Origin of the sequence: Marivita sp., assembly GCF_051859345.1 — a bacterium.
Taxonomy (GTDB): Bacteria; Pseudomonadota; Alphaproteobacteria; order Rhodobacterales; family Rhodobacteraceae; genus Marivita.
In genome coordinates, this window is sequence record NZ_JBHYFV010000009.1 from 1 (window position 1) to 16,692 (window position 16,692).

The window sequence follows — 16,692 nt, forward strand, 5'->3', positions numbered from 1 at the left end:
GAAACCGATCTTGGCCGCAACGCGCAGATCGCCGACCTCAACCCCAATCTGCTGACCGCTGTGTTCGAGATGGGCCAGGGAGACACCCGCGCGATTGCAGGCGTCGGTGATGTGATCCTTCTGCGTCTTGACGCGATCACCCCTGTGGACCGCTCGGACGGGGACGTTGAAAGGCTGGCAGAGGCGCTGCGCAATCAGGCCGCCAACAGCGTCGCCGAAGACCTGTTCCGCGCCTTTGCCACCGATGTCCAGCGCCGCGCCGGGGTCGAGGTCAACCAGACCGCGATCAACGCCGTGCACGCCGTCATCCAGTAATCCCATGGCCAATCTGACCCCCGACTTCGACAATTTCGCCCGCGCCTACGAGGCCGGCCAGAACCAGGTTGTCTATGCCCGCCTCGCCGCCGATCTCGACACCCCGGTGTCGCTGATGCTCAAACTCACCGGTGCCGCCAAAGACGCCTTTGTGTTGGAAAGCGTCACCGGCGGCGAAGTCCGGGGCCGGTATTCGATCATCGGCATGAAACCGGATGTGATCTGGCAGTGCCATGGCACAAAGAGCCGTATCAACCGCGCCGCCCGCTATGACCCGGACGCGTTCGAGGATCAAACCGACGATCCGCTAAGCACCCTGCGCGCACTGATTGCCGAATCCAGGATCGACCTGCCCGACGACCTGCCGCAATCCGCCGCCGGACTGTTCGGTTATCTGGGTTACGACATGATCCGCCTTGTCGAACACCTGCCCAACATCAACCCCGACCCGCTGGGCCTGCCGGATGCGGTGATGATGCGTCCGTCCGTGGTTGCCGTGCTCGACGGTGTGAAAGGCGAAGTCACCGTCGTGTCCCCGGCCTGGGCCACCGACGGTCTGACCGCCCGCGCCGCGTATGCTCAGGCCGCCGAGCGAGTGATGGATGCCGTGCGCGACCTCGACCGCGCCCTGCCGCAACAGGCCCGCGAAATGGGCGACGCCGCCGATGTGGCACCCCCGGTGTCGAACTTCACCCACGAGGGCTACAAGCAGGCAGTCGAAACGGCCAAGGATTACATCCGTGCAGGCGACATCTTCCAGGTGGTTCCGGCGCAGCGCTGGACACAGGATTTTCCCCTGCCGCCCTTTGCACTTTATCGGTCTTTGCGAAGAACCAACCCGTCACCCTTCATGTTCTATTTCAATTTCGGCGGCTTCCAGGTGATCGGCGCCAGCCCGGAAATCCTTGTCCGCGTCTTTGGCGATGAGGTGACGATTCGCCCCATCGCCGGCACCCGCCCGCGCGGCGCGACCCCGACCGAGGATGATGCGCTGCAAGCCGATCTTCTGGGCGACGCCAAGGAATGCGCCGAACACTTGATGCTGCTCGACCTGGGCCGCAACGATGTCGGCCGCGTGGCCAGGATCGGCACCGTGCGCCCCACCGAGAAATTCATCATCGAACGCTACAGCCACGTCATGCACATCGTGTCCAACGTGGTGGGTGAACTCAGCCCCGAACATGATGCCCTGTCCGCCCTGCTCGCGGGGTTGCCCGCAGGCACCGTGTCAGGAGCGCCCAAGGTCCGCGCGATGGAGATCATCGACGAACTGGAACCCGAAAAACGTGGCATCTATGGCGGCGGCGTCGGCTATTTCAGCGCCGGTGGCGACATGGACATGTGTATCGCCCTGCGCACCGCCCTGGTGAAAGACAAGAAACTCTACATCCAGGCCGGTGGCGGTGTCGTCTATGACAGCGACCCCGAAGCTGAATACCAGGAAACCGTCCACAAATCGAACGCCATCCGCCGCGCCGCTGCGGACGCCGCGCGCTTTACCGGCAACGGCAATACGTGACCGCAACTCGCGACGCATAGTTCGAAATAGAAGAAGATCCGGACGTTATCCGAGCTTCTTTGGGCTCCAAATACCTCGGGGGTTTGGGGGCAGAGCCCCCAAGCGGCTTTTTGACCCGAAGGGTCCAAAAGCTCAAACCTGTACGCCGCAGGCGTTCCATCTAATCTGAAGACGACCGCGCAAACCCTTGCAAACGTTCGATCATTGCCCGCAACCCGTTGGATCTTTGCGCCGACAGATGGTCGTTCAATCCCAACCGCCCCAGCTCGGCTCGGGCATCAATCGCCGCAACCTCATCAGGCGGCAGACCATTATACAGCTTGCGCAACACCGCGATCAGACCATTCACGATCATTGCGTCCGACTCACCGTCGAAATGAACCGCGCCCGCGTCGATCTGGGGATGCAGCCACACCTGGCTTGCACAGCCTTCCACCTTGGTCGCCGGCACCTTGAGGGCATCCGGCAAAGGCTCCATCGCGCGGCCCAGTTCGATCACCATGCGATAGCGGTCTTCCCAATCGTCCAGGAATTCGAAATCCTCGACTATCTCTTCGAAAGCGGCGCTGGTCATGACGGTCTCCGGTCTGTCACTGTGGTCTGAGAACACCTAGGCAGACAGGTGCAAAACGTCCAGCCCGGGCTTGATGCTTTTCAACCGCTGCACAATCGGTTACGTCGAAAGGGCTAGAGGCAGAGGGACCAACCATGCGCAAACCCGTGACGCTCTTGATCCTTGCAACCGTGACGCTGACAGGCTGCGCCACGGTCAGCGAGTCGCGTTTCAATCCGCTGAACTGGTTCGGCTCCAGCCAACCCGACCCATCGGCAATGAATCCCGCAGATGCAGAGGTGAACCCCCTGATCCCCGCGCGGCGCCTGTCGCTGTTTCAAAACAACCAGCCCGAAGCGTTTGCCGGACGCCCGATTGCCGAGATCACCGAGCTGCTGGTCGAACGCCGCCCCGGCGGGGCCATCATCCGCGCCACCGGGCAAGCCAACCGCGTCGGCCCCTTTGATGTTCGCCTGATCACCGACGAAACGGACGATGACCCAACCACGCTTGTTCTTGACCTGAAGGCCCTGCAACAGGCCGGACCGCGCAACGTCGGACCGCAGGCGCGTCAAGTCACCGTCGCCCGCTGGATCACCGATCAGGAATTGCGCGCCGTCCGCACGATCACCGTGCGCGGTGCCAACAATGCCCGGACCGTGCGCCGCTAAAGCTCAATGATCTGAACCTGCTTGCCTTTGGCAGCCAGTCCAACCCGGCCATCACACAGCCGCAGCGCGTCATCGCCAAACACTTCACGCCGCCAGCCATGCAAGGCCGGCACGTCCCGGTCGCCCGACGCCAGCGCATCAAGCTCTGCCGAGGATGCAATCAGCTTTGACGCCACACCGGACGCTTCGGTCTTCGCCTTGAGAAGCACCCGCAACAGATCGGCCAGCGCCGGGTTCACCTGCGGTGATTGGCGGGCCGAATCCGGTGACGGCAACTGCTCTTTCGGCATGACTTGCCCGCGCTGGACCGCCTCCAGAATCCCGGTGGCGATCTCTCCCTTGCGGGCCTCGCGCAACAGCAGCCGCGACCGGCCCAGATCGGCCATGTCTTTTGGCTTGGTCGAAGCGAGTTCGACCAACGCATCGTCCTTGTAGACCCGGCTGCGCGGCACGTTGCGCTCTTGCGCATAGATCTCGCGGAACCGGGCAAGTTCCTTCACGATGGCAAGGAACCGCGGCGCGTTCGACCGTGTCTTGACGCGCATCCACGCGTCTTCGGGATGGGTCACATAGGTATCCGGTGCAAGCAGAGTCGCAATCTCTTCCTCGACCCATTTGTCGCGCCCGGTTTCGGCCAACCGCTGCCGCAGGAATTCGTAAATCACCCGCAGATGGGTCACATCCGCCAGCGCATAGGCCTTCTGGCTGTCCGACAAAGGCCGACGCGACCAGTCGGTAAACCGCGAGGATTTGTCGAGCGATTGTTTGGCGATCTTGCGCACAAGGGTCTCGTACCCGACCTGTTCGCCAAATCCGGCAACCATTGCGGCGACCTGGGAATCGAACAAAGGCTGCGGGATAACGCCATGATCTATATAGAAGATTTCCAAATCCTGCCGTGCGGCATGGAACACCTTGACCACGTCGCGGTTGCGAAACAGGTCCAGCAGCGGCTCCAGCGACAGCCCCTCGACCAACGGATCGACAAGCGCCGCGTCGGTTTCCCCGTCGCCGCGATAGGCCAGCTGGATCAGACACAGCTTGGAATAATAGGTCCGTTCCCGCAGGAATTCCGTATCAACGGTCACATAAGCTGTCTGAGCGGCGCGTTCGCAAAACGCGGCAAGATCCGTCGTCGTGGTGATGATGTGCATATTTGGGTCGTTCGTTATTGTCATTCTGGCCTGCGCCCCGACACCGCTATAGCTGAAAAGCCACGGAATGCCTAGCGCACGCGCAAAAGGATCAGGGTTGATCGGGACGTTGTATGGTCCCTTCGGCAAAGCGCCGCAGGATTTTTGGATAAAGATCATGTTCTTGGACAAGAACCCGCGCGGCCAGCGCCTCGGGAGTGTCGTCGGGTAACACCGGCACACGCGCCTGCCCAAGCACCTGCCCGCCATCAAGTTCGGCTGTGACTTCATGCACCGAGCACCCGGCTTCTGAATCACCGGCGGCAATGGCGCGGGCATGGGTGTGCAGGCCTTTGTATTTCGGCAGCAACGAGGGATGGATGTTAAGCATCTTGCCCTGCCAGCGCGTCACAAAGCCCTGGGTCAGCACCCGCATGAAACCGGCAAGGCAGATGATGTCGGGTCGCGCCTGATCCAGAACCGCACTCAACGCGGCCTCGAACGCCGGACGATCCGATCCGAACGGGCGATGATCCACAACCGCTGTCGGAATCCCCCGCGCACGCGCTTTCTCAAGCCCACCGGCTTCAGGTCGGTTCGACAGAACCAGCACCGGCCGCGCCGGATGATCGCCGATCATGTCCTCGACAAGCGAGACCATGTTCGACCCACCACCCGAAATCAGGATCGCCACCCGTTTCGTCAAAGCAGCGCGCCTGAATAGGCCACACCCGGAGTCCTGGTGACGGTGCCGATCTCGAACACCGTCTCTCCGGCGTCTTGCAGCACCGCTTTCAACCCATCTCTGCGCGCCGCGTTCACGACAAGGATCATGCCAAGTCCGCAATTGAACGTCTTGAGCATCTCACCTTCGCTCATGCCCCCGGTCTTTGACAACCATTTGAACACCGGCGGCAAATCCCATGCCGTCAGGTCGATCCGCGCGCCAAGGTTGTCCGGCAGAACGCGCGGCAGGTTCTCGGTCAGGCCGCCACCGGTGATATGGGCCAGCGCATGCACGCCCCCTGACTGCACCGCTGCCAGCGCCTGTTTCACATAGAGCCGCGTCGGCGTCAGCAGCGCCGCACCCAGCGATCCCTCGGCCCAGGGGCAATCGGCATCCCAGCCAAGGCCTGACACCTCGACCAGCTTGCGTACAAGGCTGTAGCCGTTGGAATGCACGCCGTTCGACGCCAGCCCCAAAAGCACGTCGCCTTCGGCCACGCCTTTCGGCAGGTCGGTCCCCCGCTCCATTGCGCCCACGGCAAAGCCCGCTAGGTCGAAATCACCCGCCGGATACATGCCCGGCATCTCTGCCGTTTCACCGCCGATAAGCGCGCAGCCCGATTGCCCGCAACCTTCGGCAATGCCTTCGATCACCCGCGCCGCGGTGTCGGTATCCAGCTTGCCTGTTGCGAAATAATCGAGGAAAAACAATGGCTCCGCGCCCTGACAGACCAGATCGTTGACACACATCGCCACAAGGTCGACGCCCACCCCATCCACATGGCCGGTGTCGATCGCGATGCGCAGCTTGGTGCCCACACCGTCGGTGGCCGCCACCAGCACCGGGTCGGTGAACCCTGCCCCCTTGAGATCGAACAACGCACCAAAGCCGCCAAGCCCCGACATCACACCCGGCCGCGCCGTGCGCTTGGCCGCCGGTTTGATCCGTTCGACCAGAGCGTTCCCTGCGTCGATGTCCACACCCGCATCCGCGTAGGTGATGCCGTTCTTGCCGTCTGTCATGCTGCACTCTCCGAAGGTCGCGGCTGCCTTAGCGCAGGCTTGGGCACAAGTCCATCATCCGCGTGCCGCACCTCTTGACGCGCCCCTGCGGTCTGCTACTGAAACACACATGGCGGGCCTGTAGCTCAATTGGTTAGAGCAGAGCGCTCATAACGCTTTGGTTGCGGGTTCAAGTCCTGCCGGGCCTACCATATTTTACCGCTTGGTAAAAAACGCCGCTTTCAGAAAACGCCTTGCGACACATCCGGCGTCGTCGCCCGCCAGCGCAGCGCGTCCGCGATCATCCGGGGGACATCCCGGTGCAGGCCAATGGGGTCCAGCACGACGCCCGTGAACCCCGATGCCGCAACCGCCTCGGGCAGATCGTCGAGCACATGGCCGCGCTTTGCCGCAAAGAACGGCAGGCAGATGGCGTTCGCGCCCAGACCACACAGCGCGTCGGTCACTGACGGGTTTTCTTCGACAAAGCCGCAGCGGACGGACCGCGGGCCGAAATCCTCTGCCACGCGGTCGGCAAAGGCACGGGTCGCCTCGGACACTCGGCGCGATTTACCCGAACCGTGACCGGCGATCACCAGATCCGTTTTGGACGGTTCAAGTGTTCGATCCGTACAGACCCGACGCAGCCAGTTGGCGGCCAGCATCGGCAAGGTGCAATCAAGTCCGAAGCTGACCAGTTGCGGGCCGACCCCATCAGCCAGCCGTTTGGGCAATTGCACCTGCGTGAACCAGCCATCCGCCATGAACATCGGGTAGATCAGCGCGCTGGGACGCGCCGCTGATAGCGACTCGATCCGGCCTGTTACGGCCAGCGTGACACCTTCGATGCGCGCTTCGGGCAGATGCGCAGCCACCGCAGCGGCCAGGGCTGCGATTTCGGCCTCGCCGACATCCGGGTCCGAGGGTTGGCCGTGGCTGACGATCAGCGCATCAAAGGACATGGGGCGGCTCCGCGTTATCTGCCGCAGACTTAGCGCGGCGCCATGCGAATGGCACCATCCAGCCGGATCACTTCGCCGTTCAGCATCTGGTTCTCGACGATATGGCACACAAGCCGGGCATATTCGGACGGATCGCCCAAACGCGACGGGAACGGCACCTGAGCACCAAGCGAGTCCTGCACCTCCTGCGGCAGGCCCTCGAGCATCGGCGTCTTGAACAGGCCCGGCGCAATCGCACAGACGCGGATGCCCAGCTGCGCCAGATCCCGCGCCATCGGCAAGGTCATGCCCACCACGCCGCCCTTGGACGCGGCATAGGCCACCTGCCCCACCTGGCCTTCATAGGCGGCAACCGACGCGGTGTTGACGATCACCCCACGCGAGCCGTCCTCGTCCAGAGGATCGTTGTCGGCCATCAACGCCGCCGCCTGCGAGGCCACGTTGAACGAGCCGATCAGGTTGACGTTGATCGTGTTCACAAAGGTCACAGGATCATGCGGCGCGCCTTTGGACACGGTCTTCGCAGCAGGGGCGACCCCGGCGCAGTTGACAGCGATATGCAGGGCCGTGTGGTGCTCCTTGATCGCCGCCATCGCGGCAGAGACACTTGTCGGGTCGCTCACATCGGTTTCGATGAAGACACCCCCAAGATCAGACGCAATCTGTTCCCCTGCGCGGGCGTTGCGGTCCAGAATCACCAGGCGCGCCCCGGCTTCCGCCAACGCCGTTGCCGCCGCCGCGCCCAGGCCCGATGCGCCCCCCGAGACAACGGCCACCGTGTGTTGCGTGATGATCATTTGCGCTCTCCCTCATGTCCTGTTCAACACGTCTTAAGGTGAATGGCTGTTGCCTGACAAGCAACGGATCGCGCCCACCCGGTGACGCCGTTTCTATCAGCCTGGGGAAGCCCGTTGCCACGGGCTTTGACACGCGATTTGCAAATCGCGTATCAAGCGCCTTCGAAGGCGCTTCACCGCCGACACCAAGAGCAGGTTCCCTTTGACCGACAAGAAGAAGCGCAAACACACCCCCGGTGGTTGGCAGGACTGGGCAACGGACCGCGTGCTGCGCGGCGCCATCTGGCTTGCCTTGCGCCTGCCTGTGCGCGCCCGGTTGTGGCTCATGGGGCGGATGGTGCGACACGTTCTGGCGCCGCTTGCAGGGTATCGTCAGCGCGCAATGGACAATTTTGCCCATGTCTGGCCGGATATGGGGGTGCTGGACCAGCGTCGTCTTGCCGATCTTGTGGCCGACAATGCCGGACGCACCCTGATCGACAATTACGACGTGACCAGTCTGATGCGGCGCATGGCGAAGGCCGAGATTTCGGGCGATGGGCTGGCCGCAGTTGAACAGGCCAGGGCCGAGGGACGTCCAGTGCTGTTTGTCACAGGCCATTTCGGCAATTTCGAAGCGCCCCGCGCAGCACTTGTGGCAAGGGGATACCGGATCGGCGGTCTGTACCGCCCGATGTCCAACCCGTTCTTCAACGTTCATTATGCAGCCAATATGCACGCCCTGTCCGATCCCGTTTTCGAACAGGGGAGGCGCGGCACGATGGGATTGATCAAGCATATCCGCGAAGGCGGCATGGGGGTCTTGCTGTTCGATGTCTATGACAGCGCGGGCGCACCGATCGACTTCATGGGTCAGCCCGCCCCGACCTTGACCTCTGCCGCCGACATCGCGTTGAAGACCGGCGCATTGCTCGTGCCGTTCTTCGGGATTCGCAAATCAGACGGAATCAGTTTCGATGCCGTTTTCGAAGCCCCGGTGCCCCATGGAGACCCGGTCGAGATGATGCGCGAAGTCACCCGGCGTCTGGAAGCGCGCATTCACGCCCACCCTGAACAGTGGTTCTGGATTCACCGCCGCTGGAAGCCGAAGCGTCAGCGCAAACGGGCCGCCGCAAAGATCGGGCCGTAGCCCTTTTCCTGGACCAGCACCACAATCGGGGCGCTGCCATTGACCGGCACGGTCGCGGACAGCGGCGCGCGGCCGTTCCAATCACCGATATCCGACCATTCCGTCACGATATGGGTATAGGCCAACTTCTTGCCCGCATTCTCGCCCCGCGGGATGTTCACCGTTTCATGGGGTGTATAGCGCACAAGGATGACATCGGCATTTGCCAGTCCCGCCGCGGCGGGTGCCATGATCGACAGGGTGCTGCCGGACCGGTTCAGCTTCAGTGGCACCGGCAGGCCCTTGTTCGCTTGCGCCTGCACGATGTCGGCCACATCCATTGGTCGGTTGCCGACCACGTCCTTAACGCCGTTGACGACCATCTGCGGCGTATAGATCGACCGGGTGCCGAAGGAATGCGCATACCCTTTCTGGCGTTTGGTGAACGCGGAATGGGCAAACTTGTCTTTCCAGCCGATATAGTCCCAATAATCGACATGCAGCGCCAGCGCGATCACGTTGTCCCGTTCCCCGAGGCGCGACAGAATGGCATCTGCCGCAGGACACGAGGAACAGCCCTGCGACGTGAACAGCTCAACCACAACCAGCGTGTCCTGGGCGCGCAAAGAGGTTGCGTTCACACTCAGAAAGAGTGCCGACAAAAGAGCCAAAAGCCTGTTCATTCCAACGTTTTCCCACCGGTCCATTGCGTCTTTCACACTTAGACAAAGCAGATTGAAATAACCAATCAAGGTTTTGCGAGAGCCTGCGAGTTGGGCGGCACCCCTCAATTGTGTGCAATAGTATACCAAAATCGTCGCACCCCCCTTGATCGACACCGGGGCATCAGGCAAAGAGCGTATCAGATTACCTGAAATTTCCCCTCTGAGGAGCCATGTCATGCCCATCACAGTTGGTCAGGATACAGCCAAAACCCGTAAGACATTGACGGTCAATGGCACATCCATCGCGTATTACTCGATCCCCGCCGCCGAAGCCGCCGGCCTTGGGACGTTTTCGAATCTGCCCGCCTGTCTCAAGGTGGTGCTGGAAAACATGCTGCGCTTCGAGGACGGCAAGACCGTCACGGTCGAGGACATCAAGGCGTTCTCGGACTGGGCCAAGAATGGCGGCAAGGGTGAGGTCGAACTGGCCTACCGCCCTGCCCGCGTGCTGATGCAGGATTTCACCGGCGTGCCTGCCGTGGTCGACCTTGCGGCGATGCGTGACGGGATCGTGGCGCTTGGTGGCGATCCGGAAAAGATCAACCCGCTGAACCCGGTCGATCTGGTGATCGACCACTCGGTGATGATCGACGAATTCGGCAACCCGCGCGCCTTCCAGATGAACGTGGACCGCGAATACGAGCGCAACATGGAGCGCTATACCTTCCTGAAGTGGGGTCAGTCGGCCTTCAACAACTTCCGCGTCGTCCCCCCGGGCACCGGCATCTGCCACCAGGTCAACCTTGAATATCTTGCCCAGACCGTCTGGACCGATACGGACCAGAACGGCGAGGAAGTCGCCTATCCCGACACGCTGGTCGGCACCGACAGCCACACCACCATGGTCAACGGTGCTGCCGTTCTGGGTTGGGGTGTCGGGGGGATCGAGGCCGAGGCCGCGATGCTGGGTCAGCCGATCTCCATGCTTATCCCCGAGGTTGTCGGGTTCGAGCTGAGCGGCGCGATGATGGAAGGCACCACCGGCACGGACCTTGTTCTCAAGGTTGTGGAAATGCTGCGCGAAAAGGGTGTGGTCGGCAAGTTCGTGGAATTCTACGGTGCGGGGCTTGATACGCTACCGCTGGCGGACCGCGCAACCATCGCCAACATGGCGCCGGAATACGGCGCGACCTGCGGCTTCTTCCCGATCGACGACGAAACCCTGCGCTACCTCAAGACAACCGGCCGCGACATGGACCGGATCGCGCTGGTCGAAGCCTATGCCAAGGAAAACGGCTTCTGGCGCGACGCGGATTACGCGCCGGTCTACACCGACACGCTGCATCTCGACATGGGCACCATCGTGCCTGCCATCTCGGGCCCCAAGCGCCCGCAGGACTATATCGCGCTGACCTCGGCCGCCAAGGCGTTCGGCGAATACGTCAAGGGCATCCGCTCCGGCAAAGACGCCACCCCGATTGCCGAGGGCCGGTGGGAAGGTGAAGGCGGCGCGCCCGAACCGACCGAGATTCCCGGCGACGAAGGCCACCACCGGCGCGGCCATGTCCAGACCGAAAACGGCAATTACCAGTTGCATGACGGATCGGTCGTGATCGCGTCGATCACCTCCTGCACCAACACGTCGAACCCCTATGTGATGATCGGCGCTGGCCTTGTGGCCCGCAAGGCGCGCGAAAAGGGTCTGACCCGCAAGCCCTGGGTCAAGACCTCGCTTGCGCCCGGTTCGCAAGTCGTGTCCGCCTATCTTGAGGCCGCCAACCTTCAGGAGGATCTGGACGCCATCGGCTTCAACCTTGTCGGCTATGGCTGCACCACCTGTATCGGCAACTCGGGCCCGCTCGCCGAAGAGATCAGCAAGTGCATCAACGACAATGACCTGATCGGCACATCGGTCCTGTCGGGCAACCGCAACTTCGAAGGCCGGATTTCCCCGGACGTGCGCGCCAACTACCTCGCCTCTCCGCCGCTCGTTGTGGCTTATGCGCTGGTGGGCGACATGAACGTCGACATCGCCAGCGAACCCTTGGGCCAGGATCAGGACGGCAACGACGTCTTCCTCAAGGACATCTGGCCGACACAGGCCGAAATCGCGGAGCTGGTCGAAAAGACCGTCACCCGCGAGGCGTTCCAGTCGAAATATGCCGATGTCTTCAAGGGTGACGAGAAATGGCAAGAGGTCGAAACCACCGATGCCAAGACCTATGACTGGCCGCCCAGCTCGACCTATGTGCAGAACCCGCCCTATTTCCAGGGCATCACGATGGACACCAAGAAAATCGAGAACATCGAAGGCGCCAAGGTTCTTGCCCTGCTCGGCGACATGATCACCACCGACCACATCAGCCCGGCGGGATCGTTCAAGGACACCACGCCCGCAGGCAAGTACCTGATCGAACGCCAGGTGCCACAGCGCGAATTCAACTCCTACGGATCGCGTCGCGGCAACCACGAAGTGATGATGCGCGGCACCTTCGCCAACATTCGCATCAAGAACGAGATGCTGGACAACGTCGAAGGCGGCTACACCAAGGGTCCGGATAGCCAGCAGACCTCAATCTTCGACGCGGCGATGGCCTATCAGGAGGCGGGTACGCCGCTGGTGATCTTCGGCGGCGAACAATACGGCGCGGGGTCGTCCCGTGACTGGGCCGCCAAGGGTACAGCACTTCTGGGTGTGAAAGCCGTAATCGCGGAAAGCTTTGAACGTATCCACCGGTCGAACCTTGTCGGCATGGGTGTGATCCCGTTCGAGTTCACAGGCGGCGACACGCGCAAATCCCTGAACCTGACGGGCGAGGAAACCGTGTCGATCCACGGTCTCGACACGATCACCCCGCTGGCCGAGGTGCCCTGCACCATCACCTATGCGGATGGCACCGAGAAAGAGATCACGCTCAAGTGCCGGATCGATACCGGGATCGAGATCGAATACATCGAGAACGGCGGCGTCTTGCACTACGTGCTGCGCGACCTTGCGGGACGCGACGCGGTGGCAGCCGAGTAAGTTCAAATTAAGCCTGTGGACAAATAGTCCACAGGCTTTAGTTGTAGACAGTCGGAATGGCTTTCGCATAGATTAGCCCTGAATAAATCAATTTCCCAAGAGGCGCGAATGCAGCTTTCCACACAACAACAAATGCTGGTCGAGCAACGCCTCGCAAACGAGAAAAAATCTCTTACTGTTGCATATCTTTTGTGGTTTTTCCTCGCCGCTTTTTCCGCTCACCGTTTTTACGTTGGCTCAACTGCCAGCGCCTTGATCCAACTCGGTTTATTCTGGGGCGGACTTCTTCTGCTCATCGTATATGTTGGCGCACTTTTTCTTTTAGTGTGGGGGATTTGGATACTTGTTGATGCATTTTTGATGCCGGGGTTAGTCGAGAAAGATGCGCAGAGTAAGAAGTCGCAAATAATCAACGAGGTCGCACTTACCACACGTGCCGAATAGAGCAGCAGAGATACTAACTGTACGAATACCATCACTGCGCTGGCCAAAGAGGTCTCCATCACCACCTATGCGGTTGGCACCGCGAAAGAGATCGCGCTCAAGTGCCGGACCGATACAGGGTTCGAGATCGAATACAGAGTAAGTTTAAAGTCCGGCCACGGCCGAACATTTCGCGAGATCGGAAAAGGCGGGCCAAGGCTCGCCTTTTTTTTGCGTGCCATAAGGCTCAGGGAAAATCCGGCCTGACCCGAGCCGTCCCATCCGCGATCCGCCTTCAATATGCGCAAGCTACCCGGCAAACTGCCCGAAATCTGAAAAACGACTTCATATTTTGGCACATCCTGTCGCATGTGACAGCTTGGCCTATACACATTCGCCCCCAACATCCCAGATATGTTGGAGACCGGCAATAATACCAAGAGTTGGATTGATGAAACTGCTGACGATTATTCAGACCGCAGCTTTGCTTCTGATTGCAGGGGCCAGTGTGCTTGCGGGTATCCCGGACGCCGCGCCGTCGGTCTTTCCGTAAACGCTCAGTCAGCCAACGCCTTCTCAAGCGCGGGCACAAACCGCTGTTCATAATCGGACCCGACAATTGGACCAGCAAACCGGAACAGCACCGTACCATCCCCATCAATGATAAACGTCTCGGGTGGCGCAGTCACACCCCAGTCGATGGACGTGCGCCCGGCAGGATCGAACGGCACAGCGGCAAACGGATTGCCGTCTTCCGACAGATATCGCGTCGCGGTTCTTTCCTGATCGCGGATGTTCACACCGATGATCTGCATGCCGTCTGCCTGCATCTCAAGCAGCCTGGGATGCTCGACGCGACAGGGTGGGCACCAGCTTGCCCAGAAATTCACCAGCGTGACCTCGCCGCTTGTCAGCATCTCGGGCGAAAACGCCGGATAGCCGGGCAAGGCGGCTTCGGTGATGGGCGGCGCGGGTTGGCCGACGCGGGTCGACGGCAAACCCTGCGGATCTTCGCGAAACATGCCGACATAGGCCAGTACGGCGAACGCGCCGAAAATGACGGGGGGCAGCACCATGAGCGGAGAAATCTTGGCCATCATCCGCCCCGCCGGTTTTCGATCTCGTCCAGTGCGGCCTTCACCTTGCGTGCGCGTCGAAAGCTGACCAGCACGACCACTGCCAGAAGGACGATGGTAACGCCGTAGGAGCTCAGCACCTCGAAGGCGTATTTGCCAAGATCGGGCATCAGGCTTGTCCCTCGCGCGCCAACAACGCCCGCGTGCGCCGCGCCCGAATCTCGGTCTGGGTACGCAGGAACACCAGCGCGATGAACAGCAGCACGAACCCAGCGATGCAGACCAGAAGCGGAAACCAGAACACGTCCGAGATATTCTCTTCCTTGTCGAGGCTGAGAGTCGCGCCCTGGTGCAGACCCTGGTTCCAGAAGTTCACCGCATAGCGGCTGAGGATCGCAAAGACCGATCCGACAAGGCACAGGATCGAGGTCAGGTCCGCAGCGGTGTCGTCATTCTCGATCGCTTCCCACAGCGCCATGTAGCCGAGGTAGAACAGGAACAGGATCAGGAACGAGGTCAGGCGCGGATCCCACGCCCACCATGTGCCCCACATCGGCTGACCCCAGAACGCCCCTGTCGCCAGTGCAATCAGGGTCATCACGGCCCCCACGGGCGCTGCTGCCCGCGCAGCCAGCGCCGACACATGATGCCGCCGCACGATCCAGACCAAAGAGGCCACCAGCATCATGAACCACGCGTTGATCGCCATCAGCGCCGAAGGCACATGAATGTAGATTATCTTGACGGTCGATCCCTGCCGGAAGTCGTTGGGCGTAAGGAAAAAGCCCCAGATCAGGCCGGTCACAAGACACAGGCCCGCCAACGTCCATATCCACGGCAACACCTTGTCGGTGGTGCGTATGAATTTCACTGGATTTGCGTATTCCCACAAAGACATGCGTTTCAGGTAGGCGGTTTTTCAGGTGTCTTCAATTCAAAAAACCGCATGGGACGTGTTACCGCAGATTGATCCGCAAAACGGCAGCGCTGGCAAAGGGCAAAAGCGCGATCACGCCAAAGCTGATCCCGGCCAAAAGCAGCAGCGGGGTTTGCACGGTCAGCCCTTCTGCACCGCGTCGCGCCACCTCGGCCCCGAAAATGAGGGTCGGGACGTAAAGTGGCAGAACCAGCAGCGACATGAGCAGCCCGCCACGTTTCAGCCCCACGGTCAGCGCCGCCCCGAACGTTCCGATCACGCTCAGCGCGGGGGTGCCGACGGCAAGGCTGATCACAACCCACACATACGCGGGTCCGGGCAGGCTGAGCAGGACGCCAAGCACAGGTGCCGCCAACACCAGCGGCAGACCCGTGGTGATCCAGTGCGCAAAGGCTTTCACGGTGACGATGCTTTCCACCGGCAACGGCGCGGTGGCCAAGAGGTCAAGCGATCCGTCCTCCCAATCCAGGGCCAGAATGCGGTCCAGCGACAACAGGCACGCCAGCAACGCCCCGATCCAAAGGACACCCGGCGCGATGCGCGACAACAGCTCGGTCTCGGGGCCAACACCAAAGGGCACCAGAACGGTCACGATCAGGAAGAACGCAAGCCCAAGGCCAAATCCCCCTCCGGCCCGGATCGCCAGCATCAGATCACGCAGCAACAGCGCCCTCACAGAAACGCCTCATCCATCTGGCGCGTGCGTGGCGCAGCTTTGAACGGCGTCAGGTCCAGAACACGCGCCTCTTCCAGTCCAAGGTCGATATGCGTGGCCATCAGCGCGCTGCCGCCGCCCCGCAGATGCACCCGAACCGCCTGAGCGAACAGGGCAACCGAGGCCACGTCAAGCGATACCGTCGGTTCATCCAGAACCCAGATCGGCCGCCCGGTGACCATCAGCCGGGCAAGGCCCAGACGCCGCTTTTGTCCGGCAGACAGCGTGCCCGCCATGCGTCCGCGCAATTCTGTCAGATCGAAGGACACAAGGGCCGGTTCGATGTCGTCGACCCCAAAGACCGAGGCCCAGAACCGCAGGTTTTCAGTGACACTCAGCATGGCCTTCAACCCGTCGGAATGCCCGGCATGGGCAATCTGGTCTTCGGCCCCGGTGACGTTTCCCCTTTCGGGCGGTTGCAGCCCGGCCACGCTGCGCAACAGCGTTGTCTTGCCCACCCCGTTGGGGCCGCGCAGAACAAGCGCCTCGCCGGGCGCCAGATCGAACGACACACCTTCGAGGATCGCAAGGCCACCCCGGGTGACGGCAAGATCGCGGACAGACAAAACCATGGACTTGGCTTAGACCAAGGGCGCGGCTGGCAAAAGCGCGAAAATGTCACTTGTCGGATTTGTCTTTGACCCGTTTCCACGGGGGACTTTCCGTCGACGGAAAGTCACGATGCATCAATGCATCGTGCGCCGCCCTATCCGGTTGGCAGCAACGCCAGCGCCACGCGCCGACCTTCGGACAACAGCACGTTATAGGTCCGGCACGCAGCGGGTGAACTCATCACCTCGACCCCGAACCCACGCGCTTCAAGCGTATCGCGCAAACCGCTGGGAATATGTGCAATGTCATCTCCGGTGCCGATAAACAGCACATCGACCGCGCCTTCCAGCGCCAGCAGGGTCTGGCTGTCTTGATAGCCCCCCCAGGGCATCGTGCCTGTCGCCCCGGTCACAAGCGGCGCGTCGTGCTTCTTGCCGCCGATGCGGAAAAAACCGGGGCCATAACCCTCGATCGGCTCGGCGTCGTTAAAGACAACTTCGTTCAAACGCATAT

18 protein-coding genes, 1 tRNA gene and 1 pseudogene are annotated in these 16,692 nt (G+C 61.4%); 7 read left to right on the top strand and 13 right to left on the bottom strand.

Features of this window, described 5'->3' with window-relative positions:
• Together ACTIEN_RS07965 and trpE are read left to right on the top strand one after the other, a co-directional pair.
• Positions 1-315 (top strand): annotated as a pseudogene (locus ACTIEN_RS07965) (peptidylprolyl isomerase); the annotation flags it as partial.
• Between the two features lie 4 nt (positions 316-319).
• Positions 320-1,834, top strand: a complete 1,515-nt coding sequence (gene trpE, locus ACTIEN_RS07970; protein WP_439522595.1) for an anthranilate synthase component I — start codon at positions 320-322, stop codon at positions 1,832-1,834.
• Between the two features lie 160 nt (positions 1,835-1,994).
• On the opposite strand, the gene ACTIEN_RS07975 is transcribed toward trpE, so the two are convergent.
• Entirely contained in the window at positions 1,995-2,408 is a 414-nt protein-coding gene (locus ACTIEN_RS07975; RefSeq protein ID WP_439522596.1) for a SufE family protein, read from the bottom strand.
• Between the two features lie 134 nt (positions 2,409-2,542).
• Between ACTIEN_RS07975 and ACTIEN_RS07980 the strand changes: the two genes are divergently transcribed.
• On the top strand, positions 2,543-3,058 hold the full coding sequence (locus ACTIEN_RS07980) for a hypothetical protein (RefSeq protein ID WP_439522597.1): 516 nt from the start codon (positions 2,543-2,545) through the stop codon (positions 3,056-3,058).
• On the opposite strand, the gene rnd is transcribed toward ACTIEN_RS07980, so the two are convergent.
• The 3 genes from rnd to purM form a co-directional block, all read right to left on the bottom strand.
• A complete protein-coding gene (gene rnd, locus ACTIEN_RS07985; protein ID WP_439522707.1) occupies positions 3,055-4,212 on the bottom strand; it encodes a ribonuclease D in 1,158 nt (385 codons plus the stop codon). The two genes, ACTIEN_RS07980 and rnd, sit on opposite strands and share 4 nt — an antisense overlap.
• Positions 4,213-4,303: 91 nt before the next feature.
• Positions 4,304-4,897, bottom strand: a complete 594-nt coding sequence (gene purN, locus ACTIEN_RS07990; protein ID WP_439522598.1) for a phosphoribosylglycinamide formyltransferase — start codon at positions 4,895-4,897, stop codon at positions 4,304-4,306.
• Positions 4,894-5,940 (bottom strand): phosphoribosylformylglycinamidine cyclo-ligase, encoded by a 1,047-nt coding sequence (gene purM / locus ACTIEN_RS07995; RefSeq protein ID WP_439522599.1) that lies wholly within the window; start codon positions 5,938-5,940, stop codon positions 4,894-4,896. Before purM ends, purN begins: the two co-directional genes overlap by 4 nt.
• A 114-nt stretch (positions 5,941-6,054) precedes the next feature.
• Between purM and ACTIEN_RS08000 the strand changes: the two genes are divergently transcribed.
• Positions 6,055-6,131, top strand: a tRNA-Ile gene (locus ACTIEN_RS08000).
• A gap of 30 nt (positions 6,132-6,161) precedes the next feature.
• Here the strand turns inward: ACTIEN_RS08000 and ACTIEN_RS08005 are convergent.
• Both ACTIEN_RS08005 and ACTIEN_RS08010 read right to left on the bottom strand, forming a co-directional pair.
• A complete protein-coding gene (locus ACTIEN_RS08005; RefSeq protein ID WP_439522600.1) occupies positions 6,162-6,881 on the bottom strand; it encodes a sirohydrochlorin chelatase in 720 nt (239 codons plus the stop codon).
• A 29-nt stretch (positions 6,882-6,910) separates the two neighbouring features.
• Complete coding sequence (locus tag ACTIEN_RS08010) at positions 6,911-7,678, bottom strand: SDR family NAD(P)-dependent oxidoreductase (protein ID WP_439522601.1); 768 nt, start codon at positions 7,676-7,678, stop codon at positions 6,911-6,913.
• 202 nt (positions 7,679-7,880) lie between these two features.
• Here ACTIEN_RS08010 and ACTIEN_RS08015 point away from each other — a divergent pair, with 202 nt between their 5' ends.
• Entirely contained in the window at positions 7,881-8,807 is a 927-nt protein-coding gene (locus ACTIEN_RS08015; protein WP_439522602.1) for a lysophospholipid acyltransferase family protein, read from the top strand.
• On the opposite strand, the gene ACTIEN_RS08020 is transcribed toward ACTIEN_RS08015, so the two are convergent.
• Positions 8,771-9,469 carry a DUF1223 domain-containing protein gene (locus ACTIEN_RS08020; protein WP_439522603.1) on the bottom strand — a complete coding sequence of 233 codons (699 nt, stop codon included), beginning with the start codon at positions 9,467-9,469 and terminating at the stop codon, positions 8,771-8,773. The genes ACTIEN_RS08015 and ACTIEN_RS08020 overlap by 37 nt on opposite strands.
• Positions 9,470-9,686: 217 nt before the next feature.
• Between ACTIEN_RS08020 and acnA the strand changes: the two genes are divergently transcribed.
• Both acnA and ACTIEN_RS08030 read left to right on the top strand, forming a co-directional pair.
• Entirely contained in the window at positions 9,687-12,476 is a 2,790-nt protein-coding gene (gene acnA, locus ACTIEN_RS08025; RefSeq protein WP_439522604.1) for an aconitate hydratase AcnA, read from the top strand.
• Between the two features lie 108 nt (positions 12,477-12,584).
• The gene (locus tag ACTIEN_RS08030) at positions 12,585-12,920 is read left to right on the top strand and encodes a TM2 domain-containing protein (protein WP_439522605.1); all 336 of its coding nucleotides are present in this window, start codon (positions 12,585-12,587) and stop codon (positions 12,918-12,920) included.
• Between the two features lie 536 nt (positions 12,921-13,456).
• On the opposite strand, the gene ACTIEN_RS08035 is transcribed toward ACTIEN_RS08030, so the two are convergent.
• From ACTIEN_RS08035 to ACTIEN_RS08060, 6 genes are all read right to left on the bottom strand, one after another.
• Positions 13,457-13,996, bottom strand: coding sequence for a DsbE family thiol:disulfide interchange protein (locus ACTIEN_RS08035; RefSeq protein WP_439522606.1), 540 nt, complete (start codon positions 13,994-13,996; stop codon positions 13,457-13,459).
• Positions 13,996-14,145: a heme exporter protein CcmD gene (ccmD, locus tag ACTIEN_RS08040; protein WP_439522607.1), complete on the bottom strand. Its 150-nt coding sequence runs from the start codon at positions 14,143-14,145 to the stop codon at positions 13,996-13,998. Before ccmD ends, ACTIEN_RS08035 begins: the two co-directional genes overlap by 1 nt.
• Positions 14,145-14,873, bottom strand: coding sequence for a heme ABC transporter permease (locus ACTIEN_RS08045; protein WP_439522608.1), 729 nt, complete (start codon positions 14,871-14,873; stop codon positions 14,145-14,147). Before ACTIEN_RS08045 ends, ccmD begins: the two co-directional genes overlap by 1 nt.
• 58 nt (positions 14,874-14,931) lie before the next feature.
• The gene (gene ccmB / locus ACTIEN_RS08050) at positions 14,932-15,588 is read right to left on the bottom strand and encodes a heme exporter protein CcmB (protein ID WP_439522609.1); all 657 of its coding nucleotides are present in this window, start codon (positions 15,586-15,588) and stop codon (positions 14,932-14,934) included.
• Entirely contained in the window at positions 15,585-16,199 is a 615-nt protein-coding gene (gene ccmA / locus ACTIEN_RS08055) for a heme ABC exporter ATP-binding protein CcmA (RefSeq protein ID WP_439522610.1), read from the bottom strand. Before ccmA ends, ccmB begins: the two co-directional genes overlap by 4 nt.
• A gap of 134 nt (positions 16,200-16,333) precedes the next feature.
• A complete protein-coding gene (locus ACTIEN_RS08060) occupies positions 16,334-16,690 on the bottom strand; it encodes an Mth938-like domain-containing protein (protein ID WP_439522611.1) in 357 nt (118 codons plus the stop codon).
• Positions 16,691-16,692: the final 2 nt, after the last annotated feature.